This window comes from Serratia sp. Je.1.23.a (assembly GCF_051129805.1).
Taxonomy (GTDB): domain Bacteria; phylum Pseudomonadota; class Gammaproteobacteria; order Enterobacterales; family Enterobacteriaceae; genus Serratia; species Serratia liquefaciens.
Map to the genome: position 1 here is coordinate 1 of NZ_JBCPSR010000001.1, position 15023 is coordinate 15023.

Consider the following 15023-nt stretch of genomic DNA (forward strand, 5'->3'; position numbering starts at 1 on the left):
CGCACCACTGGTGTTCGGGTTGTCATGCCAATGGCACTGCCCGGTAGCTAAGTGCGGAAAAGATAAGCGCTGAAAGCATCTAAGCGCGAAACTTGCCTCGAGATGAGTCTTCCCTGGGCCTTTAAGGTCCCTGAAGGAACGTTTAAGACTAAGACGTTGATAGGCTGGGTGTGTAAGTGCAGCGATGCATTGAGCTAACCAGTACTAATGATCCGTGAGGCTTAACCTTACAACACCAAAGGTGTTTTAGAGAGATTGTAGAGATTTTCAGCGAGTTCCGAGATTGGTTTCAATGGCTACGGGAGTGGCGGTTGGAATGAAACAGAATTTGCCTGGCGGCAATAGCGCGGTGGTCCCACCTGACCCCATGCCGAACTCAGAAGTGAAACGCCGTAGCGCCGATGGTAGTGTGGGGTCTCCCCATGCGAGAGTAGGACACTGCCAGGCATCAATTAAACGTTATCAGCCTGACAACTGGTAATGAGCAGGATCGCCAAGTGCGGTTTTGCCCACATCGAAAGATGTGACGTAAAAGAATCGGTGGAGCGGTAGTTCAGTTGGTTAGAATACCTGCCTGTCACGCAGGGGGTCGCGGGTTCGAGCCCCGTCCGTTCCGCCACTTATTTGATAAGCCCTGAGTCTATGACTCAGGGCTTTTTCATATGCAAAATTCAAGAAAAGCCAAATCACTACGTGATTTATGCGGTGAAAATCTGCTTTTATAAATCATTGTCTGAATTGTGCACCAATATAAAGAATAATATACCCGGCAATGTTATTCTCGCCGGGTAGTCTTTTTCTTTATCGTTATTTGATATTCTGACGGGCCAGTTCCAGTTGAATATCTTTATCCAGGTTGGCGACCCAGCGGTTATAATTCGGGTGAATATTTCCGCCTTTGGCATCCATATTACTGCTGGCAATATACTTAATCTGATAACTATTCGAATTGTAATTTATACGAATATCGGCGCTATGGCCACGCAGTAAGATCTTGCCATCGATCACACCGTCACTGACTGGGTTCATGATCCAACCACGGTTAAGCCCTGCGGCGAGAATGGCCTGACGCACCTGCGCATTACTGTGGCTACCCGCAACGTTTTGACTGACGTTTTTTACTGGCGCAGTGCCCGCACAGCCACTGACCAGAATCGCTGCGAATACGCCCGTTAAAATGAGTTTTAAAGGTTTCATACTCTTTTCCATGAGTGTTCGTTATTAAGATGTGTAATATTCATACATGAGATGTTATGTATGCTTACCCTCAATAAGATACTCCTCCGGGAGATTTTCGACAAATATTGCTGCTTTTCATTGTGATAATTCCCTCTGCGCTCAAGTCTCATGGCGTTATGTCGATAAATAACTCTAATCGGTTAATCGCGCATTTCAGCTAAAAATAGGAATTTTGGGAATGCAATCCAGGATTAAATATAATAGATTTAGCCACGGAATTTTTCTGACCGGTAATACCATTAATGGCGGGCGACATGAATATACTCAGTTGGTGGGCAATGGCTCCCGATCGTGGAACGCGTGAAGCATGGCGTCAATGGTCATCAGATGACTTTCTTGCCTCCGATTATCAGGGCTCGTTGCCTGCCTGTTCTCATATCCCCATGATGTCGCTGCGCCGAATGAGCGCCGGAACGCGTTTGGCAGTAGAAAGCGGGCTGATCTTATTGAAGGACTATCGGGCAGATATGGCGATCTTCACCAGTCGGCATGGTGAGCTGGAGCGGACGCACAAGATTCTTCAACATCTGCATCAGGAACAACCGCTATCGCCAACGGATTTTGCCATGTCGGTGCATAACACGGCGGCGGGATGGTTAACGATTATAGCGAAGAATACTTTGCCAACCACCTCGTTGGCTGCCGGCGAGGACAGTTTTCAGCAGGGCATGATAGAGGCTCAGGCCTTGTTAGCTACGGGCAGTGCGCAGCGGGTGTTATTAATTGATTTCGACGGTACCGTACCGGATGTCTATCGGCCTTTCGCGCCAGAAAATACATTCCCTTATGCCGTCGCCCTGTTGCTGGAAAACGGTGGCTCGTTACACTGCAAGGTTGCTGAGTCGGCGCAGGTTCAGGCTTGCATTCAGGAACCACAGAGTCTGGCATTTTTGCGCGGTTGGCTTGGCGCTGATGAGGAATTCACTGTCCCCGGTCAACGGCATGACTGGGCGTGGGGACGCTGATGGAAAAGGCGATGCCTGCAGAAAATACGCCGGAACAATCCTCATGGTTTAACCGTTGTTGGCGGGTGATAGCTACGGGTTTTTGTTTCTCGTTGTTTGGCCTGGGCGGTCTGTTATTGTCCGGTGTTTGGTTTAATCTTATGCGTCTTGCAGTGCGTGATCCTGCTCGTCGCAACCAACTGACGCAAAGTTCTATCCGCCACAGTTTCCGTTTCTTCCTGGCTACCACGAGGTTTTTCGGCGTACTGGACTACCATTTCGACAATGCGGAGCGCTTTCGCGAAGATCGCGGTTGTTTGGTGATCGCCAATCATCCCAGCCTGTTGGATTACGTGTTATTGGCTTCGCAAATGCCACGTTGCGACTGCATAGTGAAAGAGGCTTTGCTGAGCAATGTGTTTGTCAGCGGAGTGATCAAGGCCGCCGGATATCTGGCCAATGCGCAGTCGGATATATTGTTGGAACAGTGCGGACAAAGGCTGGCTGCCGGGGGGACAATCTTAATCTTCCCGGAAGGCACCCGCACCACACCAGGCAAGGCTCTGGCACTGCAGCGAGGAGCGGCCAATATTGCGCTGCGCGGTCAATGTAGCATCCGCATTGTGCATATCCACTGCCACCCCCCCATGCTGACGAAGCAAGGCAAATGGTATAAGATCCCGCCGGTAAAACCGCAATTCCGGATCACCGTTCAGGATAAGATCGACACCCGCGCATTCATTCATGCAAATGATGTTTCGCCCGCCCTTGCGGCAAGAAGATTAACCCAGCATTTAACTGACGCTTTACAGTCAGAACCTATAAATAATGAGAAATAGCGTAATGAATTTATTGAGCACCGAAATCAAGCAATTGATCATTGATACGCTCAATCTTGAAGGTATGACACCGGAGGAGATTGACGCCGAAGCGCCGCTGTTTGGTGATGGACTGGGTCTGGACTCCATTGATGCATTGGAACTGGGGCTGGCTTTAAAGAACCGTTACAGCGTGGTGCTGTCGGCTGAAAGCCAGGATATGCGCCAACACTTTTATTCCGTGGAAACGCTGGCGAAGTTTGTTTCTGCACAGCGTAGCCAATAAGGGGTTTTCATGGATAAGCAAGAAATTTACCTGCAAATTCAGGCGCTGCTGGTCAAACTGTTCGAGCTGGACGCCGATGACATCAAGCCAGAGTCCCGTTTGTACGAAGAGCTGGAGCTAGACAGCATCGATGCGGTGGATCTGGTGGTGCACCTGCAGAAAACGACCGGCAAAAAGATCAAACCGGAAATGTTCAAGTCGGTGCGAACCGTACAAGACGTGGTTGACGCCATTGATGAACTGCTGAAGTCAGAAAGCTAAGGCTGCGGGCTAAGGTGGAGAGTCGTTGGCTGACCCCGATGTTGCGGTTGCTGCAGGGCGCAGTATGGCTGGTGCTGTTGCTGTATCCGCTGGCGGTTTGGGTCGGCCTGACGCATTGGGGAACCGCTCTCCTGGCACCGTTATTGGTGGGGGTCTTTAGCTTGCGCCTGCTGATGTTGCGCGGGAAACTGCGCCAACAAATGTGGCTGGGAAAAGCCTTGGCCATAGTGGGCATCTTGCTGGCGCTCGCCAGTTGGGTGCTAAAGCAGAGCCACTGGTTGCTGTACTACCCGGTGCTGGTCAACGCAATACTGCTGCTGCTGTTTGCCTATTCGCTGTTTGCCCCGCCTACGGTGGTGGAGCGACTGGCCCGTATAACGGAACCGCAGTTGGACGCTGCCGGCATTGCTTATACTCGCTGGGTGACTCAGGTGTGGTGCGGGTTCTTTATTGTTAACGGTGCGATAGCGCTGACAACCTGTCTGTCCGGTGATATCACACTCTGGACGCTGTATAACGGCGGCATCAGCTATCTGCTGATGGGGGCATTAATGGGTATTGAATGGATAGTCAGGAAAAGGATCCGGCACGCCTGAGTTTGCCAATGAACCGCTGGCTCAGCACGCAACGCGATGATTCGGTGCCGATCGCCTGGCGTGGCGATCAGCTATTCTGTCTCGGCCAATTTCGCCGTGACGTTGCCGCATTGGCCGCGATACTGGCTAGTAGGGAAGAGCACCGCTGGGCGCTGTGCTTTGATGATAGCTATCGCTTTGCCGTCGCCTTGCTGGCGTCGTTGTATGCCGGCAGGCTGCCGGTGATTTTTGGTCACCAGCGAGAAGCTATCCTCAAAGAGCAACGAGCGGATTACGATGCGCTACTGACCGATTTGCCTCTCGATCCTGGCGTGCCCGTTTTGACGGTGCGCGAGGGCGGTTCTGAGGATATCGCGCTACCCGCCTGGCCTCAGGATCCTCGTTTTATTCTTTACACTTCCGGCTCGACCGGCCAACCGCAGGCTGTGTGCAAATCCGTCGCCTGCATGGACCGTGAAAGCGAACTGTTGGCTGCCGCTTTTGGTGACGTCTTGCGAGGATGCTGCGTCGTCGCATCGGTATCCCATCAGCATATGTATGGCCTGAGCTTCCGGCTGTTTCTGCCGCTGGCTTTAGGGCTGCCGTTTGATGCGCAGTTGACGCAATACCAAGAGCAGTTGATTGCCCGACATCAGGGCCGGCGTTTGGTGTTTGTCAGCAGCCCGGCATGGCTCAAGCGTTTGGATAATCGTTTGACGCTCGCCGAGTGCGTGGAGGTTTTTTCCGCCGGCGGCCCGTTATCCGAGGTGGAAGCACAGCTTGCCCGGCAAATGCTGGGGGTATTGCCACTGGAAATCTACGGTACCACGGAAACCGGTTCACTGGCCTGGCGCAGGCAAAATCGGGACATTGCCCTGTGGCGGCCGTTTGCTTGCGTCAGGTTAAAGGTGGATTCAGACAATCGGATTGAGGTTATGTCACCCCTGATACCTGACACGGGTAAAACGTTGCTGAGCGACATTATCGAACTGGCGCCGGATGGTCGACAATTCCAGTTAAATGGCCGCGCCGACCGCATTATCAAGCTGGAAGAGAAACGGTTGTCGTTAACCGAGGTGGAACGTCGCCTGGTGGCCTTGCCGGAGGTTGCCGATGCTGCCGTGCTAACGCAGCAGCAAAGAGGGCGCACGCTGCTGGTGGCCGTTGTCGTGCTATCTCCGTACGGCGAGCTCCGCCGACAAACCTTGTCCGAAGGGGCTTTTACCCGTGAACTGCACCAGGCGCTGCGGGGCTGGCTGGAGCCGGTGGCTCTGCCGCGCAGTTGGCGCATTATCGATGCCATTCCGCTTAATCCGCAGGGCAAGCGCGCCTATGCTGAGCTACAGGAGCTGTTCTTATGATGCAACCTGAGGTGCTGCAACAGCAGGTGAGCGATGCCACCCATGCCAGCCTGCAGCTACATTTGCCCGCTGAACTGTTTTGGTTTCGCGGCCACTTTCCGCAACATTCGATCCTGCCGGGGGTCACGCAACTGAACTGGGTCATGCAGTATGCCCGTCAGCTGTTGGCTATCGAGGCCGGATTCAAAGGGATCGAGGTGGTCAAGTTTCAACAACCGTTACTGCCGGGGCAGAGGGTGTTGCTGCAACTCGAATGGCAACCGGAACGGCACAAGCTGTTGTTCAGCTATCGCGTCGGTGAGGCGACCGCCAGCAGCGGCAAGATCTCGTTATGTCAGTAAGCGCCCCTTTTTCCCCCTGTCTTCTTATCCCTTGTTTTAATCACGGGCAGATGATGGCCGCGGTACTGACATCGTTGGCGGGTTATGGCCTGCCTTGCCTGGTGGTGGACGACGGCAGCGCTGCTGCCACCGCCGAAACGCTACAGCGGCTGGCCGCCGAACTGCCCTGGGTTAGCCTGTTGCGGTTGGAAAAAAACCAGGGGAAGGGCGCAGCGGTCATCGCCGGTCTGCAATTGGCTCAGCGACAGGGCTACAGCCATGCTTTGCAGGTGGATGCCGACGGTCAGCATCAACTGAGTGATATACCGGCAATGATTGCCGAAGCGCGCGCTCACCCGAACTGTCTGATTTCCGGCCGGCCAGTCTATGACAGCTCGGTACCCAAAGCGCGCCTGTATGGGCGTTACGTCACCCACGTCTGGGTGTGGATCGAAACCCTGTCGCTGTCATTAAAGGACAGCATGTGCGGTTTCCGCGTTTACCCGGTAGCGCCGACGCTGGCGTTGACGGCGCGCCGACCGCTTGGCAAACGCATGGATTTCGATACCGAAGTGATGGTCCGGCTGTATTGGCAGGGGGTGCAAAGCCGTTTCTTGCCGACGCGGGTTACTTACCCGGTCGATGGCGTTTCGCATTTCGATGCGCTGCGCGATAACTTGCGTATTTCCTGGATGCACACCCGGTTGTTTTTCGGCATGTTGCCGCGGATTCCGCGTTTACTGCGTCAACGCCAACGGGCGAAGAAAGCGCAGCATTGGTCAGCAACTCAGGAGCGTCATGGCCTGTGGGGGATTCGGCTTATGCTGAAGGTCTACCGGATGTTTGGCCGCCGGGCATTTCAATGGCTGCTGTACCCGGTGATCGGCTACTTCTGGCTGACCGGGCGTGCCCAACGTGAAGCTTCGCGTGATTATCTGCAACGTCTGCGGCAGTTTGCCCACAATCGACAGCAACCATTACCCGCGCCGCTCAACAGCTTTCGGCACTTTATGCGTTTTGGCGATGCGATGCTCGACAAGCTGGCGAGCTGGCGTGGTGAACTTCGTGACGTTCGGCTGGTAGATCCCGCGGCCTGTGAACGGCAGATCGCTTCCGGCAGAGGTACGCTGATCCTGGCCTCGCACTTGGGGGATATCGAGTCTTGCCGCGCCTTGGGTGAGTTGAATTCTGGCGTCAAGGTGAATGCTCTGGTGTTTACCGAGCATGCCGAGCGCTTTAATCAGGTGATGAAAGAGGTCAACCCTCGTGCCAACCTTAACCTGATACCGGTGACTTCACTGGGGCCTGAAACCGCCATGCGTCTGCAGGACAAACTCGACGCTGGCGAGTGGGTGGCTATCGTTGGCGATCGCACCTCGGCCGGAAAACATCAGCGCGGTGAGCAACCGAGGGTGGTGTGGAGCCGCTTTCTCGGCCAACCGGCACCCTTCCCTCAGGGGCCTTTTGTTCTGGCCGCTGCGCTGCGTTGTCCGGTATACCTGATGTTCGGTCTCAAACAGCAGGGGCGTCTGAACGTTTATTTCGAACCGTTTGCCGATCCGCTGTCATTACCCCGGCAGCAGCGCCAACAGGCGTTGCAGGATGCGGTGGACCGCTATGCCGCCCGGCTGGAGCATTATTGCCTGCTGGCGCCGCTCGACTGGTTTAATTTTTTCGATTTCTGGCAGTTGGCGGCACCGTCGCCAACGCAACAGGGGCCTGAGACATGAAGCTTAAAGACAATCCGCGATTCTCCGTCAGGGTTGAAATCACCATCCCTTTCCATGATACCGATGCCATGGGCGTGGTCTGGCACGGTAACTACTTCCGTTATTTCGAGATTGCCCGCGAAGCCTTGCTCAAACAGTTCAATTACGGATACCGGCAGATGCAGGCGTCGGGCTATGTCTGGCCGATCGTAGATACGCGGGTGAAATATATTGCGCCTGTCCTGTTTGAGCAGCGCATTATCGTCTGTGCAGAGCTGGAAGAGTATGAAAACCGCCTGCGCATCGGCTACCGCATTCTGGATGCAGAGAGCGGAATAACCACCACCCGCGGCCATACTATTCAGGTCGCGGTGGACGCCGACAGCAAAGAAATGTGCTTTGTCTCCCCGCAAGCACTGTTGGATAACATCGAGGGGGCGCAATGAAATTTTGGATGCTGGCTGTTGTGACCTTCTTCAGTCTGGGCGTGCAGGCGGTAACGCTGCCGGAGCTGCAGCAGCGGTTTAGCCAACAGCCGGTGCTGCGCGCCGAATTTGAGCAGCAGCGCAGTATCAGCGGCATGGCAAAACCGTTGAAGTCCAGCGGCGAACTGTTGATTTCCCAGCAGAAAGGATTGTGGTGGGCGCAACAGAAGCCTTTCCCGCTGACCCTGCTGCTGGATGATAAACGCATGGTGCAAACCCTGGCGGGCCAGCCGCCGCAGGTGGTAACGGCGGACAACAACCCGCAGATGTTCCAGTTCAATCACCTGCTGACCGCGCTGTTTCATGCCGACAGCCAGGCGCTGGAACAAAACTTTGCTCTGCAGTTCACCGATTTGGGGCATAACCACTGGCGGCTGGTGCTGACGCCGAAAACCACGCCGCTCGACAAACTGTTCAAGCGCATTACCCTCAACGGCGAACAGTACCTGGAAACTATTGATATCGACGATATGCAAAGTGACGCCACCCATATTCGCTTCTTTAATCAACGTACGGTGCCGCAGGCGCTGACTGACGAGGAGCAACAGCGTTTTGCGTCCTGAACTGCATCGGCGGCTGGCATTTGGCTGGCTGGCGATTTGCCTGCTGCTGATTGCGGCCTTGTGCTGGCTGTTGCCGCGCAGTCAAATCAACAGCAGCGTCCTGGCGTTATTGCCGAAACAGCAACTGGTTGGCGTGCCGGATGAATTGGCCGACGGCTTCAGCCGCCGCCTGGATCGTCAACTGATGTGGCTCGTCAGCCCGCCGCCAGGGGCGGACAACGCCGCAGTGGATTGGTGGTGGCAGCAGCTACGTCAGATGCCTGAGCTGCAGCGGGTTGGCGGGCCTATGGATGCACAACGTCAGCAGCAGTGGGGGCGTTTTTTCTACCAGCATCGCAATGTGCTGCTGGATGATGCCACGCGGCAACGTTTGCAGAAGGGGGCAGACGCGCAGAGCCAGTGGATCCTCGGCCAGCTCTACTCTGCTTTCGCCGGCGTCAGCGGCAAAGAGCTGGCGAACGATCCGTTGATGCTGGTACGTGCCTCACAGTTGGCGCAGCAACAGAACGGCGGCTTGCTAAGCCTGTCCAAGGGTTGGCTGGTGGCGCGTGATGCACAGGGGCGCAGTTGGTATTTGTTGCACGCCGAGCTTAGCGCATCATCTTATGACATCAGCAGTGCCCGGCTAACGGTAGATAAACTGACAGCGTTGCAGCAACAGCTGCAGCAGCGCTGGCCGGGAGCCGAAGTGCTCAGCCGCGGCACGTTGTTTTACAGTAACTACGCCAGCCAACAGGCCGAAAAGGATATTTCCACGATTGGCCTGGCGTCGGTGGCGGGCGTGTTTTTATTGGTGTTGTTTATGTTCCGCTCACCTTTGCCGCTGGTGTTGTGCGCGCTGTCGGTGGGTATTGGCGCTCTGGCCGGCACCGTCGCTACGCTGCTGGCCTTTGGCGAAATACATTTGATGACGCTGGTGCTGAGCATCAGCATCGTCGGCATTTCGGCTGACTACACGCTCTATTTCCTGACCGAGCGAATGGTGCATGGTCGGCAGTCGACGCCATTAGCCAGTTTGCAAAAGCTGTTGCCGGCATTGTCGATGGCGTTGCTGACCACCGTAGTGGCCTACCTGGCGCTGTTGATTGCGCCGTTCCCCGGTTTGCAGCAGTTGGCGGTATTTGCCGCTGCCGGATTGAGCGCCGCCTGCATTACCGTTATTTGCTGGTACCCGCAATTGTCGCGACGGTTGCCGGTACGCCCAGCGCCGGGGTTAACGCTGATCCTGAATTGGCTGCATGCCTGGCGCCATCGGCCGCTGTTGCGTTATGGGTTGCCCGGCGCGGTGCTGTTGCTGGTGGTCGCGGGGTTCAGCCAGTTGAAGGTAGATGACGACATTGGCCAACTGCAGGCATTACCTGTGGCGTTACAGCAGCAGGAGCAGCGTATCGCCGCACTGACGGGCCAACATAACGATCAGAAGTGGCTGGTGGTCTACGGCGCCAATGCCGAGCAGCTGTTGCAACGTATCGAGTTGTTGCAACCCAAACTGGCTGAGGCCAAACAGCAAGGCGTGCTGGCGGATTATCGTCTGTTGCCTCTGCCTTCTCTCCAACGCCAGCAAGAAAACATCGCTTTATTGCAGCGCGTGGCGCCACAGGTGATGAACAACCTGCAGCAGGCAGAGTTGGTACTGAGTACACCAGATTTAACGCCTGAATGGGTCAGCCCGCAGCAGTGGTTGGGCAGCGTGGTTAGCGAGGGTTGGCGTCTGCTGTGGCTGACGTTGCCCGATGGGCGCAGTGCGGCGCTGGTGCCCGTTAACGGCGTGAAGAACAGTGCGGCGATGAAGACACTGGCGGAGCAGGTTCCCGGCACCGGTTGGATCGATCGGAAAACCGAGTTCAGTGACCTGTTTGGTCAATATCGCCTGTATCTTTCTTATCTGTTGGCATTGTCGGTTGCAGCGATTGCGCTGATTTACCTGTGGCGTTTTGGTCTGCGTCATGGCTTGCGCTGCATGGTGCCGACGCTACTGTCACTGGGAAGCGGTATTGCGGTATTGGCACTGAGTGGCCATACGCTAAATCTGTTTTCACTGTTGGCGCTGGTGCTGGTTTTGGGGATCGGCATCAACTATACGTTGTTCTTTACCAATCCCCGGGGCACGCCGACCACCTCGATGTTCGCCATTTTTATGGCGGTATTCACCACCCAACTGACGTTCGGCATGCTGGTACTGAGCCACACTCAGGCCATCAGTAGTTTTGGTATCGTATTGAGCAGCGGAATTGCCGTGGCATTTTTATTGGCACCGCTGACGTTAGTATCGAAAAGAAAAAGAGGGAAAGCCTGATGCGCGGCTTACGAATGGTGCTGTTAATGTGGATTGTCGTGCTGGCCGGCTGTGCCGGTTCGCAGGATCCGACGCTGCCGCAGGCGTGGCTAAAACCCGGTACGCAGGTGACCTTACCACCTCCTGCGCTGGTTCAGCCTATTAATCAGCAACAGTTGCTGACCGCCGAAGTCAAAGGGCAACAGCACTCGATGCTGGTGCTGCTCAATGCCGACGGTCAGCACTTGCAACTGGTGGGCATGTCGCCGCTCGGTATCCGTCTGTTTAACCTGACCTACGATCGTCAGGGGATCCACACCGAACAATTGATCAAGGTGGGGGAACTGCCGCCAGCCAGCCAGGTGCTGGCGGATATCATGTTGAGCTACTGGCCGGTGAAGGACTGGCAACCCTTGCTGCCAGCAGGGTGGCGACTGGAAGACCAGGCGCTGGTGCGTCGCTTGTATGACGAGCATGGGGCGGTGATCAATGAAATCCGTTACCAGCAGATGGACGGAAGGCGAGAACCGGTGTCGATCGCGCAATCTGCCTTCCATTACCGCATCATCATTCAAACGCTGGGGAACGAATAATGATCTATTTCTCCGCCGTAGGGATGGTGAATGCGCTGGGCAACGATCTGCCGCAGATCGCGCAAAACCTGGCGCGTGGTATTTCGCCCGGCATGCAGCAGCAGACGCAGTGGCTGACGGGCGGCGCGCCATCCTGGTTTGGCAACGTACAGGGGGATTTACCGGTGATCCCCGAGTCGCTCAAGCGGCATAATTCTCGCAATAATCGCCTGCTGTTGGCCGCTTTTGCGCAGATCGAGACGCCGGTACGCGAGGCCATTGCCCGTTACGGCGCCGATCGTGTCGCGGTGATTATGGGCACCAGCACTTCCGGCATTCACGAAGGCGAACTGGCGCTGCAACAGTATCAGGCGGGGCAGTGGCCACCGGGTTACCATTATCACCAGCAGGAGCTGGGCGATCCGAGCCAGTTTCTCAGCGCTTTTCTCTCGACCCGCGGTCCGGCCTATACCCTGTCGACGGCATGCTCCTCAAGCGCACGCGCCATCATCAGCGGTAAACGTCTGATTGACGCCGGGTTAGTGGACGCGGCGATTGTAGGCGGGGCAGACAGCCTGTGCCAAATGCCGATTAACGGTTTCCACAGCCTGGAGTCACTGTCCGCGGAGCGCTGCACGCCTTTTGCAACAGGACGCAGCGGGATTAATATCGGCGAGGCGGCGGCGTTAATGCTGTTGACGCGGGAACCTGCGCCGGTGGCGTTGTTGGGCGTTGGCGAATCTTCGGATGCCTGGCACATGTCGGCACCGCATCCAGCCGGTGAAGGCGCCGAGCGTGCAATGACCATGGCATTGCAGCAGGCCGGTTTGAGTACCGACCAAGTTGGTTATATTAATTTGCACGGCACGGCCACGCGGCTTAACGATCAGGTTGAAGCCCTGGTGGTGAATCGCCTGTTTGGCGAACAAACGCCGTGCAGTTCAACCAAGCATCTTACCGGCCATACGCTGGGGGCGGCTGGAGCGGTGGAGGCAGCGCTGAGCTGGCTGTTGTTGACCCAGTCATTGCCGCTGCCGCAGCAAGATTTCAGTGCAGTTCCCCGCGATGCCGAACTGGCGCCGATCGGCCTGGTGTGTGAGCCCCAGACGTTGGGAGCGCGCGCTATCCTCTCCAATTCATTTGCCTTCGGCGGCAACAATGCCTGCCTGTTATTGGGAGATGCTCCATGAATGCTTACCGGACGGCAGAATATTACTTACCTCATGCCTCACCGATGGTGCTGCTGGAACGGGTGCTGGAAGTGGGTGAAGAGCATGCACGCTGCGCGGTCAACGTCAGTGCGAATAGCGTGCTGGCGCCGTTTCTCGACGAGCAGGGGGCACTTCCTGGTTGGTACGGCATTGAGCTGATGGCGCAGGCGATTGGGGTTTGGAGTGGCTGGCACGGTCGCCAGAGTGCCAAGCCTCCGCAGCTGGGTATGCTGCTCGGCGGGCGGGCCATTCACTGTGAGTTGCCCGCTTTTCCTGCCGGCAGCGAGCTGGTGGTTCGCGTGCAACAGTTGTTGAAAGACGAGAAATTAGCCAGTTTTGAGTGTGAAATCAGTATCGATAATGTGCCGATCGCACAGGGCAGGTTGAACACCTATCAACCTGATCAACAAGAAATTATTCAATTGACGACCTTAAGGGGAGACGCATGATGCGTTCCGTTTTAGTCACCGGCGCCAGTAAAGGGATCGGTCAGGCCATCGCCTGCCGCCTGGCTGCGGATGGCTTTTTGATTGTAGTCCACTACCACAGCGATAAGACCGGGGCAGAACACACCTTGCAGCAAATTGTCAGTGCCGGCGGGCAAGGGCGATTGATGCAGTTTGATATCAGCAACCGCATGCAGTGCCGTGAGGCGTTGGAGCAGGATATTGAAACCCACGGCGCCTACTACGGCGTGGTGAATAATGCAGGGATCACCCGCGATGGCGCTTTCCCGGCGTTAAGCGAGGAGGATTGGGATGGGGTGATCCATACCAATCTCGACAGCTTCTACAACGTGCTTCACCCCTGTGTCATGCCAATGATTGGCCTGCGCAAAGGCGGGCGGATCATCGCGTTGTCGTCGGTGTCGGGCGTCATGGGCAACCGTGGACAGGTAAACTACAGTGCGGCCAAGGCAGGTGTGATCGGTGCCTGTAAGGCGTTGGCTATCGAACTGGCGAAACGCAAAATTACCGTTAACTGCATCGCCCCGGGTTTGATTGACACTGGCATGATCGACATCGAGCCGGCGGCGCTGGATGAAGCGATGCGGGCAATCCCGCTTAAGCGTATGGGGTCGGCGGAAGAGGTGGCGGGGTTGGCCAGCTACCTGATGTCGGATATCGCCGGCTATGTAACGCGGCAGGTCATTTCCATTAATGGAGGAATGGTATGACGCAACGAGTGGTCGTCACCGGCATGGCGGGCGTTACGGCGTTCGGCAATAGCTGGGCAGAGGTATCCAGCCGGTTGAAGCAGGGCAAGAATGCGGTGCGTTACATGACGCAATGGGAAGAATACCAGGGGTTGAACACCCACCTCGGTGCCCCTATCGATAATTTCGTACTGCCTGATCACTATACGCGCAAGCGTATTCGTTCCATGGGCCGTGTTTCGCTGTTGGCGACTCGAGCGACGGAACTGGCGCTCGAACAGGCCGGGTTGCTGGGCGAGAAGGTACTGACTAACGGTGAGACCGGTATCGCCTACGGTTCTTCGACCGGCAGCACCAAGCCGGTCAGTGAATTCGCCACCATGCTCACCGAGAAGCACACCGGCAATATTACCGGCACCACCTATGTGCAGATGATGCCTCATACCGCGGCGGTAAACACTGGCCTGTTCTTCGGCCTGCGAGGCCGGGTGATCCCGACATCCAGTGCCTGCACCTCCGGCAGTCAGGCGATTGGTTATGCCTATGAGAGTATCCGCCACGGGTATCAGACGGTGATGGTGGCCGGCGGGGCCGAAGAGCTGTGCCCTTCGGAAGCGGCGGTGTTCGATACGCTGTTTGCAACCAGCCAGCAGAACGATCGCCCCGAGTTTTCGCCACGGCCGTTTGACCGTCAGCGAGATGGATTAGTGATTGGCGAAGGGGCAGGAACGCTGATCCTGGAGTCACTGGAACATGCACAGGCGCGTGGTGCGACCATTTACGGCGAGGTTATCAGCTTTGCCACCAACTGTGATGCGGCACATATCACTCAGCCGCAGCAGGAAACCATGCAGATTTGCATGCAGCAGGCGCTGAGGGCTTCCGGGTTGGCAACCGGTGATATCGGCTATATCAGTGCCCACGGCACGGCGACCGATCGTGGCGATATCGCGGAAAGTCAGGCAACGGCGGCGATTTTCGGCAATCGAACGCCGATCTCCTCGCTGAAAAGTTATTTTGGCCATACGTTGGGCGCCTGTGGTGCGTTGGAAGCCTGGATGACGTTGGAGATGATGCGCGAAGGTAGCTTCGCCCCTACCATCAACCTCAGCGAACCGGACAGCGCCTGTGGCGATCTGGACTACATCATGGGCGGCTATCGTCAGATTGATACCGAGTTTGTGCAGTCGAATAACTTCGCTTTCGGCGGCATCAATACTTCACTGATCCTGCGCCGCTGGGCGTAAT

General features: G+C 56.1%; 17 protein-coding genes, 1 tRNA gene and 2 rRNA genes. 19 read left to right on the forward strand and 1 reads right to left on the reverse strand.

What is annotated here, in order from left to right:
- From AAZT04_RS00005 to AAZT04_RS00015, 3 genes are all read left to right on the forward strand, one after another.
- Positions 1-229, forward strand: a 23S ribosomal RNA gene (locus AAZT04_RS00005); the annotation flags it as partial.
- 102 nt (positions 230-331) lie between these two features.
- Positions 332-447, forward strand: a 5S ribosomal RNA gene (gene rrf / locus AAZT04_RS00010).
- Between the two features lie 95 nt (positions 448-542).
- Positions 543-619 (forward strand) — tRNA-Asp (locus tag AAZT04_RS00015).
- Between the two features lie 188 nt (positions 620-807).
- On the opposite strand, the gene AAZT04_RS00020 is transcribed toward AAZT04_RS00015, so the two are convergent.
- A complete protein-coding gene (locus AAZT04_RS00020) occupies positions 808-1197 on the reverse strand; it encodes a hypothetical protein (protein WP_115060041.1) in 390 nt (129 codons plus the stop codon).
- A gap of 284 nt (positions 1198-1481) precedes the next feature.
- Here AAZT04_RS00020 and AAZT04_RS00025 point away from each other — a divergent pair, with 284 nt between their 5' ends.
- The 16 genes from AAZT04_RS00025 to AAZT04_RS00100 are packed head-to-tail and all read left to right on the forward strand — an operon-like array spanning position 1482 to position 15022.
- On the forward strand, positions 1482-2204 hold the full coding sequence (locus tag AAZT04_RS00025) for a beta-ketoacyl synthase chain length factor (RefSeq protein WP_020825304.1): 723 nt from the start codon (positions 1482-1484) through the stop codon (positions 2202-2204).
- Positions 2204-3022, forward strand: coding sequence for a lysophospholipid acyltransferase family protein (locus AAZT04_RS00030; protein WP_115060037.1), 819 nt, complete (start codon positions 2204-2206; stop codon positions 3020-3022). Before AAZT04_RS00025 ends, AAZT04_RS00030 begins: the two co-directional genes overlap by 1 nt.
- A 4-nt stretch (positions 3023-3026) precedes the next feature.
- On the forward strand, positions 3027-3287 hold the full coding sequence (locus AAZT04_RS00035) for a phosphopantetheine-binding protein (protein ID WP_434678562.1): 261 nt from the start codon (positions 3027-3029) through the stop codon (positions 3285-3287).
- 9 nt (positions 3288-3296) lie between these two features.
- Positions 3297-3548: an acyl carrier protein gene (locus tag AAZT04_RS00040; RefSeq protein WP_046374464.1), complete on the forward strand. Its 252-nt coding sequence runs from the start codon at positions 3297-3299 to the stop codon at positions 3546-3548.
- A 38-nt stretch (positions 3549-3586) separates the two neighbouring features.
- Positions 3587-4144 carry a hypothetical protein gene (locus AAZT04_RS00045; RefSeq protein ID WP_427693194.1) on the forward strand — a complete coding sequence of 186 codons (558 nt, stop codon included), beginning with the start codon at positions 3587-3589 and terminating at the stop codon, positions 4142-4144.
- The gene (locus AAZT04_RS00050) at positions 4111-5484 is read left to right on the forward strand and encodes an AMP-binding protein (RefSeq protein ID WP_434678565.1); all 1374 of its coding nucleotides are present in this window, start codon (positions 4111-4113) and stop codon (positions 5482-5484) included. Before AAZT04_RS00045 ends, AAZT04_RS00050 begins: the two co-directional genes overlap by 34 nt.
- Positions 5481-5825 carry a 3-hydroxyacyl-ACP dehydratase FabZ family protein gene (locus AAZT04_RS00055; protein ID WP_046374461.1) on the forward strand — a complete coding sequence of 115 codons (345 nt, stop codon included), beginning with the start codon at positions 5481-5483 and terminating at the stop codon, positions 5823-5825. The genes AAZT04_RS00050 and AAZT04_RS00055 overlap by 4 nt, the downstream gene beginning before the upstream one ends.
- Positions 5816-7534 carry a glycosyltransferase family 2 protein gene (locus AAZT04_RS00060; protein ID WP_046374460.1) on the forward strand — a complete coding sequence of 573 codons (1719 nt, stop codon included), beginning with the start codon at positions 5816-5818 and terminating at the stop codon, positions 7532-7534. Before AAZT04_RS00055 ends, AAZT04_RS00060 begins: the two co-directional genes overlap by 10 nt.
- Complete coding sequence (locus AAZT04_RS00065; protein WP_020825311.1) at positions 7531-7959, forward strand: acyl-CoA thioesterase; 429 nt, start codon at positions 7531-7533, stop codon at positions 7957-7959. Before AAZT04_RS00060 ends, AAZT04_RS00065 begins: the two co-directional genes overlap by 4 nt.
- Positions 7956-8561: a LolA family protein gene (locus AAZT04_RS00070; RefSeq protein WP_020825312.1), complete on the forward strand. Its 606-nt coding sequence runs from the start codon at positions 7956-7958 to the stop codon at positions 8559-8561. The genes AAZT04_RS00065 and AAZT04_RS00070 overlap by 4 nt, the downstream gene beginning before the upstream one ends.
- Positions 8551-10857, forward strand: coding sequence for an MMPL family transporter (locus AAZT04_RS00075; RefSeq protein ID WP_434678569.1), 2307 nt, complete (start codon positions 8551-8553; stop codon positions 10855-10857). Before AAZT04_RS00070 ends, AAZT04_RS00075 begins: the two co-directional genes overlap by 11 nt.
- The gene (locus tag AAZT04_RS00080) at positions 10857-11429 is read left to right on the forward strand and encodes a DUF3261 domain-containing protein (RefSeq protein WP_020825314.1); all 573 of its coding nucleotides are present in this window, start codon (positions 10857-10859) and stop codon (positions 11427-11429) included. Before AAZT04_RS00075 ends, AAZT04_RS00080 begins: the two co-directional genes overlap by 1 nt.
- Entirely contained in the window at positions 11429-12598 is a 1170-nt protein-coding gene (locus AAZT04_RS00085) for a beta-ketoacyl-[acyl-carrier-protein] synthase family protein (protein WP_261138807.1), read from the forward strand. Before AAZT04_RS00080 ends, AAZT04_RS00085 begins: the two co-directional genes overlap by 1 nt.
- The gene (locus tag AAZT04_RS00090) at positions 12595-13068 is read left to right on the forward strand and encodes a hotdog family protein (RefSeq protein ID WP_261103951.1); all 474 of its coding nucleotides are present in this window, start codon (positions 12595-12597) and stop codon (positions 13066-13068) included. Before AAZT04_RS00085 ends, AAZT04_RS00090 begins: the two co-directional genes overlap by 4 nt.
- The gene (locus AAZT04_RS00095; protein ID WP_046374455.1) at positions 13065-13796 is read left to right on the forward strand and encodes a 3-ketoacyl-ACP reductase FabG2; all 732 of its coding nucleotides are present in this window, start codon (positions 13065-13067) and stop codon (positions 13794-13796) included. The genes AAZT04_RS00090 and AAZT04_RS00095 overlap by 4 nt, the downstream gene beginning before the upstream one ends.
- Positions 13793-15022, forward strand: coding sequence for a beta-ketoacyl-ACP synthase (locus AAZT04_RS00100; RefSeq protein ID WP_434678573.1), 1230 nt, complete (start codon positions 13793-13795; stop codon positions 15020-15022). Before AAZT04_RS00095 ends, AAZT04_RS00100 begins: the two co-directional genes overlap by 4 nt.
- Position 15023 lies beyond the last annotated feature (1 nt).

Coding starts and splice junctions, on each gene's coding strand:
- AAZT04_RS00020 (WP_115060041.1), bottom strand. CDS start 1,197: ATGAAACCTTTAAAACTCATTTTAACGGGCGTATTCGCAGCGATTCTG.
- AAZT04_RS00025 (WP_020825304.1), top strand. CDS start 1,482: ATGGCGGGCGACATGAATATACTCAGTTGGTGGGCAATGGCTCCCGAT.
- AAZT04_RS00030 (WP_115060037.1), top strand. CDS start 2,204: ATGGAAAAGGCGATGCCTGCAGAAAATACGCCGGAACAATCCTCATGG.
- AAZT04_RS00035 (WP_434678562.1), top strand. CDS start 3,027: ATGAATTTATTGAGCACCGAAATCAAGCAATTGATCATTGATACGCTC.
- AAZT04_RS00040 (WP_046374464.1), top strand. CDS start 3,297: ATGGATAAGCAAGAAATTTACCTGCAAATTCAGGCGCTGCTGGTCAAA.
- AAZT04_RS00045 (WP_427693194.1), top strand. CDS start 3,587: ATGTTGCGGTTGCTGCAGGGCGCAGTATGGCTGGTGCTGTTGCTGTAT.
- AAZT04_RS00050 (WP_434678565.1), top strand. CDS start 4,111: ATGGATAGTCAGGAAAAGGATCCGGCACGCCTGAGTTTGCCAATGAAC.
- AAZT04_RS00055 (WP_046374461.1), top strand. CDS start 5,481: ATGATGCAACCTGAGGTGCTGCAACAGCAGGTGAGCGATGCCACCCAT.
- AAZT04_RS00060 (WP_046374460.1), top strand. CDS start 5,816: ATGTCAGTAAGCGCCCCTTTTTCCCCCTGTCTTCTTATCCCTTGTTTT.
- AAZT04_RS00065 (WP_020825311.1), top strand. CDS start 7,531: ATGAAGCTTAAAGACAATCCGCGATTCTCCGTCAGGGTTGAAATCACC.
- AAZT04_RS00070 (WP_020825312.1), top strand. CDS start 7,956: ATGAAATTTTGGATGCTGGCTGTTGTGACCTTCTTCAGTCTGGGCGTG.
- AAZT04_RS00080 (WP_020825314.1), top strand. CDS start 10,857: ATGCGCGGCTTACGAATGGTGCTGTTAATGTGGATTGTCGTGCTGGCC.
- AAZT04_RS00085 (WP_261138807.1), top strand. CDS start 11,429: ATGATCTATTTCTCCGCCGTAGGGATGGTGAATGCGCTGGGCAACGAT.
- AAZT04_RS00090 (WP_261103951.1), top strand. CDS start 12,595: ATGAATGCTTACCGGACGGCAGAATATTACTTACCTCATGCCTCACCG.
- AAZT04_RS00095 (WP_046374455.1), top strand. CDS start 13,065: ATGATGCGTTCCGTTTTAGTCACCGGCGCCAGTAAAGGGATCGGTCAG.
- AAZT04_RS00100 (WP_434678573.1), top strand. CDS start 13,793: ATGACGCAACGAGTGGTCGTCACCGGCATGGCGGGCGTTACGGCGTTC.